The organism is Cryobacterium sp. TMT4-10 (genome assembly GCF_004403275.1).
Taxonomy (GTDB): Bacteria; Actinomycetota; Actinomycetes; order Actinomycetales; family Microbacteriaceae; genus Cryobacterium; species Cryobacterium shii.
The window spans coordinates 1-5596 of the sequence record NZ_SOGU01000057.1; the positions used below are offsets into that span (position 1 = coordinate 1).

The following is a 5596-nucleotide window of genomic DNA, read 5'->3' on the forward strand; positions in this document are numbered from 1 at the left end:
AAAGTTTCTTTCCTTGACAGTCAGAAACCTAGACAGGAAGCGGCGTGCGGCCGTTAAGGCGCTCCGAAAGACCCACAGATGCAGCAGGAGAGCCGAGATTTGGCGCTAAAAAGCCGGTTTGGCTGGTCTGAACCGCTTCAGAACCGAAAATCTCCGTCGAATTGGTTCTCGGGGCGGCGAAAAGGTTTGGGTGCCGGGCGGGGGACGGTCGTAAAATGCTGCCAGTCGGGCGGGGTCCCGGCGGGAAGTCGCAGGTTCCCATGCATGACGACGGCGCGCTCGTGGAGAAACGCATCGACCGGTTCGTTCGGGAGCGGCTGCGCCCGGCGGTGCACCGGGCATCCGTGCCGCTGCGGGTCGACGCCTGGTCGGTGACGGATGCCCGGGTGCCCTTCAGCGAGGCCGTGCGCCAGTCCTACACGGCGTTCGGCACGGGCCGGGCCTGGGGCCGGCCGTGGGGCACGACCTGGTTCCACGTGACGGGGACGGTGCCCGCCGAGTGGGCGGGGGAGGCCGGCACCCGCGTCGAACTCGTCGTCGACCTCGGGTTCAGCCGGGCGACGCCCGGGTTCCAGGCGGAGGGGCTGGTCTGGACCCCGGACGGGATCATCCTCAAGGCGGTCGAACCGCGAAACCGCAGCGTGCCGCTCCGGGCCCGGCCCGGCGGACAGGTCGACCTGTACATCGAGGCGGCCGCCAACCCGGACGTCACCTCCGGGTTCACGTTCGTGGCCACCGACCAGGGCGACCCGGCCACGGCCGGGACCGATCAGATCTACCGGCTGAAGCGGGTGGACCTCGCCCTCCGGGATGAGGCCGTGTGGCAACTCTCCCAGGACTTCTGGACCCTGACCGGGCTGATGCGGGAGCTGCCGGTCGGGCTGGCCCGGCGGGCGGAGATCCGGCGGGCGCTCGAGAGCTGTATCGACGCGATGGACCCCGACGACGTGGCCGGCACCGCCGGACTCGGCCGGGCCGCCCTCGCCGCGGTGCTCGCCCGCCCCGCGAACGCCAGCGCGCACCGGCTGCACGCGGTGGGGCATGTGCACATCGACAGCGCCTGGCTCTGGCCGGTTCGGGAGACGGTGCGGAAGGTGGCCCGCACGTTCTCGAACGTGCTGTCCCTGATGGAGGAGAATCCGGATTTCGCGTTCGCCGCCTCATCCGCCCAGCAATACGCCTGGCTCAAGGAGCACTACCCCGAATTGTTCGCCCGCGTGAAGGCGCAGGTCGCGGCCGGCCGGTTCGTGCCCGTCGGCGGGATGTGGGTGGAGTCGGACACGAACATGCCCGGCGGGGAGGCGCTGGCGCGGCAGTTCGTGGCCGGGAAGCGCTTCTTCATCGAGGAATTCGGGGTGGAACCGCTCGAGGTTTGGCTGCCGGACTCGTTCGGCTATTCGGCCGCGCTGCCGCAGATCATGGTGGCAGCCGGGTCCCGCTGGTTCCTGACCCAGAAGACGTCCTGGAACGAGACCAACTTGATGCCGCACCACACCTTCCGCTGGGAAGGGATCGACGGCACGCAGATCTTCACCCACTTTCCGCCGGTGGACACCTACAACGCGCAGCTGTCGGGGGAGGAACTGGCCCGGGCCGAGCGCCAGTACGCCGAAAAGGGCGCGGCCAACACCTCGCTCGTGCCGTTCGGCTGGGGCGACGGGGGAGGCGGTCCGACCGAGGAGATGATCGCCGCCGCCCGCCGCACCGCGTCGCTGGGGGGTTCGCCCACGGTAGAGCTGTCGACACCGCGGCGCTTCTTCGAGGCGGCCGAGGCGGAGTACCCCGAGCCGCCGGTCTGGTCGGGGGAGCTCTACCTCGAGTTCCACCGCGGCACGTACACCTCGCAGGCCCGCACCAAGCGCGGCAACTGCCGCAGCGAGCACCTGCTGCGGGAGGCGGAGCTGTGGGCGTGCGCGGCATCCGTCTCGTCGGGCGCCGAGTACCCGTACGACGCGCTCGAGCAGGCCTGGCAGACCGTGCTGTTGCAGCAGTTCCACGACATCCTGCCGGGCTCGTCGATCGCGTGGGTGCACCAGGAGGCGGAGCGCAACTACGCCGCCGTCGCGGATGCCCTCACCACCCTGATCGAGGTGTCGGCGCGGCAGATGTGCGGGGCCGGTGACGGCGCGGTCACGCTCAACGCCGGGCCATATTCCGTCGGAGGCATATCGGGGCTGGGGGTGGCGAGGCGACCGAGACGGATGCCGTCAGCACCCCGCCGGCACCCCGCGCCACGGTGCGCCGCTCGCCCGCCGGCCTCGTGCTCGACAACGGCCTCGTGGCCGTCACGATCGACGCTGACGGGCTCTTCTCCTCCGTGGTCGACCTCGCCGCGGCCCGGGAGCTGATGCCCCGCGGCGCGCGCGGCAACCTGCTCCAGCTGCACCGGGACACCCCCACCCAGTGGGACGCCTGGGACATCGACGAGCACTACAAGCGCAACACGGTGGACCTCAGCGCGGCCGAGTCCGTGGAGGTGTTCGCCGATGCGCCTGAGCAAGTCAGCGTTCGGGTCACGCGCACCTTCGGCTCCTCCCGCCTGGTGGAGCGGATCACCCTCGCGGCCGGGTCGCCGGCGATCGACCTGCACCTCGAGATCGACTGGCACGAGAAGCAGAAGCTGCTGAAACTGGCGTTCCCGCTGGATCTGCACGCCGACCGGGCGGCATCCGAGATTCAGTTCGGTCACGTGTTCCGGGCCACGCACACCAACACGTCCTGGGACGCCGCCCGCTTCGAGACGGTCGCCCACCGTTGGGTGCACGTGGGCGAGCCCGGCTACGGGGTGGCCGTGGCCAACGACTCGACCTACGGCCACGACATCGGCCGGTCGACCGGCCCGGACGGCCGCACCCGGACGACCGTGCGGCTGTCGCTGCTGCGCGCGGAGGTGTTCCCGGACCCCGCCGCCGACCAGGGGCGCCACGAACTGCGGGTGTCGCTGCGGGTGGGCGCCGGCATCCCCGAGGCGGTCGCGGAGGGCTACCGGCTCAACCGGCCGCTGCGCACGGTGGACGGGGTGAGTGCCGCCCGCGTGGAACATCTGATCGAGGTCGACAACCCGGCGGTGGTGGTCGAGGCGGTCAAGCTGGCCGAGGACCGCAGCGGGGATCTGATCGTGCGGCTCTACGAGGCGCACGGGTCGCGGGCGCGGGCGCGGGTCATCCGTCATTTCGAGGCGACGGATGTGACCGAAACCGATCTCCTGGAACGCCCCCTGGCCGCCGGCGCCGCCACGCTCTCGGCGGACGGTCCCGCGCTGGCCCTCGAGCTGCGTCCCTTCCAGCTGGTCACCCTGCGCTTCGCCCGCCCGTAGGCGCCCGCTCGTTCATTGGCCAGCCGAACCGGACCCGGCCGCCCGGCTGACCAATTCGACGGAGATTTTGGCCGAATCGGGCGTTTCAGGCCCGAAACCGGCGTTCTAGAGCAAAATCTCCGTCGAATTGGTTCAGGCCATTCGTACGGGCCGAGTCCCGAGACCAGGGGGCGCTAGACGAGCAGCTGGTGCTTGGCCAGCTCGCGGTAGAGCGGGGTGGACGCCACCAGCTCGGAGTGCGTGCCGGTGCCGATGACCTGGCCGTGGTCGAGCACCACGATCTGGTCGGAATCGACCACGGTCGACAGGCGGTGCGCGATCACGATCAGGGTGCGGTCGACGGCGACCGCGTCGATCGCGGCCCGCATCTTCTGCTCGTTGACGCCGTCGAGGCTCGAGGTGGACTCGTCCAGCAGCAGGATCGGCGGGGCCGCCAGCAGCGCCCGGGCGATCGCGAGCCGCTGGCGTTCGCCGCCGGAGAGCATGACGCCGGACTCGCCGACCGCAGCGTTTAGGCCGGCGGGGTCACGGTCGAGCACCTCGGTCAGGTTCACCGCGTGCAGCACCGCGATGCACTCCTCGTCGGTCGCGTCCGGCGTCGACAGGGTGAGGTTGTCCCGCAGCGAACCGGCCAGCACGGGCGCGTCCTGCTCGACATAACCGATCTGGGAGCGGAGCGCGGCGCGGTCGAGGGTACGGATGTCCAGACCGCCCAGGCGCACGACCCCGGCGGTCGGATCGTAGAAGCGCTCGATCAGGGCCAGGATCGTGCTCTTCCCGGCGCCGGACGGGCCGACCAGCGCGGTGCGCAGTCCGCGCGGGGCGCTGAACGACACGCCGCGGAGGACCGGGCGGGGTTCGCCGGCGGCCTCGGCGTCGGCGCGCTCGGCCGCCCGTTCCGCGGCCCCGCGCTCCGGGGACTCGCGATCCGCCGCGTCCAGATCGGCGTCGATCAGGTCGGGTTCGGCCAGGACCTCCTCGAACACGGTGGGCACGACGATGGCGGCCTCGAGAATGGGCGGCACGACGAACCCGGGCTCCGAAGCCGAAGATTCAGAACCAGAGTCAGCACCTGATTCAGCACCAGCAGGCGCAGTACCGGCGCCAGACGCCGCATCCGCCGACTCCGGAGCCGCGACCGCATACCCGAAGTGCACGTTCTCGAACGAGATCGCCGGCGCATCCGGCCGCACCGATTCGTTCGCGGCGCCGACCGTCATGGCCAGCGGCGCGATGTCGCGGTCGAACTGGTCCTCGGCGGGCAGGTCGATGATCTCCTGGATCCGGCCCAGTGCGCCGAGCGCCGCGTTCACCGAGGTGATGGCCCCGAACGCCTGGCCGAGCGGCACGATCATCAGGAACAGGAACAGGATGAACGCGATCAGGTTCGCGATCGTGATCGCGCCGCTGGCGACGCGGAAACCGCCGACGCCCAGCACGACCAGAAAGGACACCTGCATCGCGATGCCCGCGATCGGCACGACCAGCGCCGAGATCTTGGCGACCTGGATGCCCATCCGCCAGGCTCCCTTGGCGTCTTCTTCGACGGCCGCGACCTCCCGGTCGGTGGCGTTGGAGGCGCGCACGGTGCGCACGGCGCTGATGGCGCGCTCGACACTGGCGGCCAGGTCGCCGACCTTGGCCTGGGCGGCGAGGCTGGCGGTACGGATGCGCTGCGACAGCAGTGTGACGGCGACCACCGACACGGCGATCACGAGCACGGTCAGTCCGAGCAGCACCGGGTCGATCACGAGCATCGCGATCAGGGCACCGACGAAAGTGAGCGACCCGCCGATCGCTTCGACGAGGCCCTGGGTGAGCACGGCCCGCAGCAGGGTGGTGTCCGAGCCGACCCGGGACACCAGGTCCCCGGTGCGGCGGGTGTCGAATTCGCTGATCGGGAGGCGCAGCATCCGGCCGATCAGTTTGCGGCGGCTGGAGAGCACGACCCCCTCGCCGGTGCGCTGCAGCAGATAGTGCTGGTAGCCGCTGATCAGGCCGGAGACGATCACGAGCGCGATCAGCGCCCAGACCAGGCCATCCAGCGGCTGGCTCTTCTGCACGGTGGTGATGACCTGGCTGACCAGAAGCGGCTGGGCGAGACTGGCGAGCGCGCCGAGGATGCTCAGGACGATCACGAAGCCGAGCACCTTCTTGTGCTCGAGCAGGTAGGGGAGCAGCTGGCTGAACTTCGCGCGCGGCCCGCTCGTGTCGCCGCGGCGCCCCATCCGGCCGATGCGCCCGCGGGCGGCCGGGGCAGCGGCCGGGGCAGCGGCCGGG

Annotated in this window: 3 protein-coding genes; 2 read left to right on the forward strand and 1 reads right to left on the reverse strand. The window is 70.7% G+C overall.

Going from position 1 to position 5596, the window contains the following annotated elements; genetic code table 11:
* Window positions 1-260 precede the first annotated feature (260 nt).
* Window positions 261-2348, forward strand: a complete 2088-nt coding sequence (locus E3T42_RS08985; RefSeq protein ID WP_370262110.1) for an alpha-mannosidase — start codon at window positions 261-263, stop codon at window positions 2346-2348.
* Window positions 2279-3316, forward strand: coding sequence for a glycoside hydrolase family 38 C-terminal domain-containing protein (locus E3T42_RS17625; protein ID WP_338144978.1), 1038 nt, complete (start codon window positions 2279-2281; stop codon window positions 3314-3316). The genes E3T42_RS08985 and E3T42_RS17625 overlap by 70 nt, the downstream gene beginning before the upstream one ends.
* A 173-nt stretch (window positions 3317-3489) precedes the next feature.
* Here the strand turns inward: E3T42_RS17625 and E3T42_RS08990 are convergent.
* Window positions 3490-5596, reverse strand: a 2107-nt coding sequence (locus E3T42_RS08990) for an ABC transporter ATP-binding protein (protein ID WP_370262112.1), incomplete at its 5' end; no start/stop codon positions are given.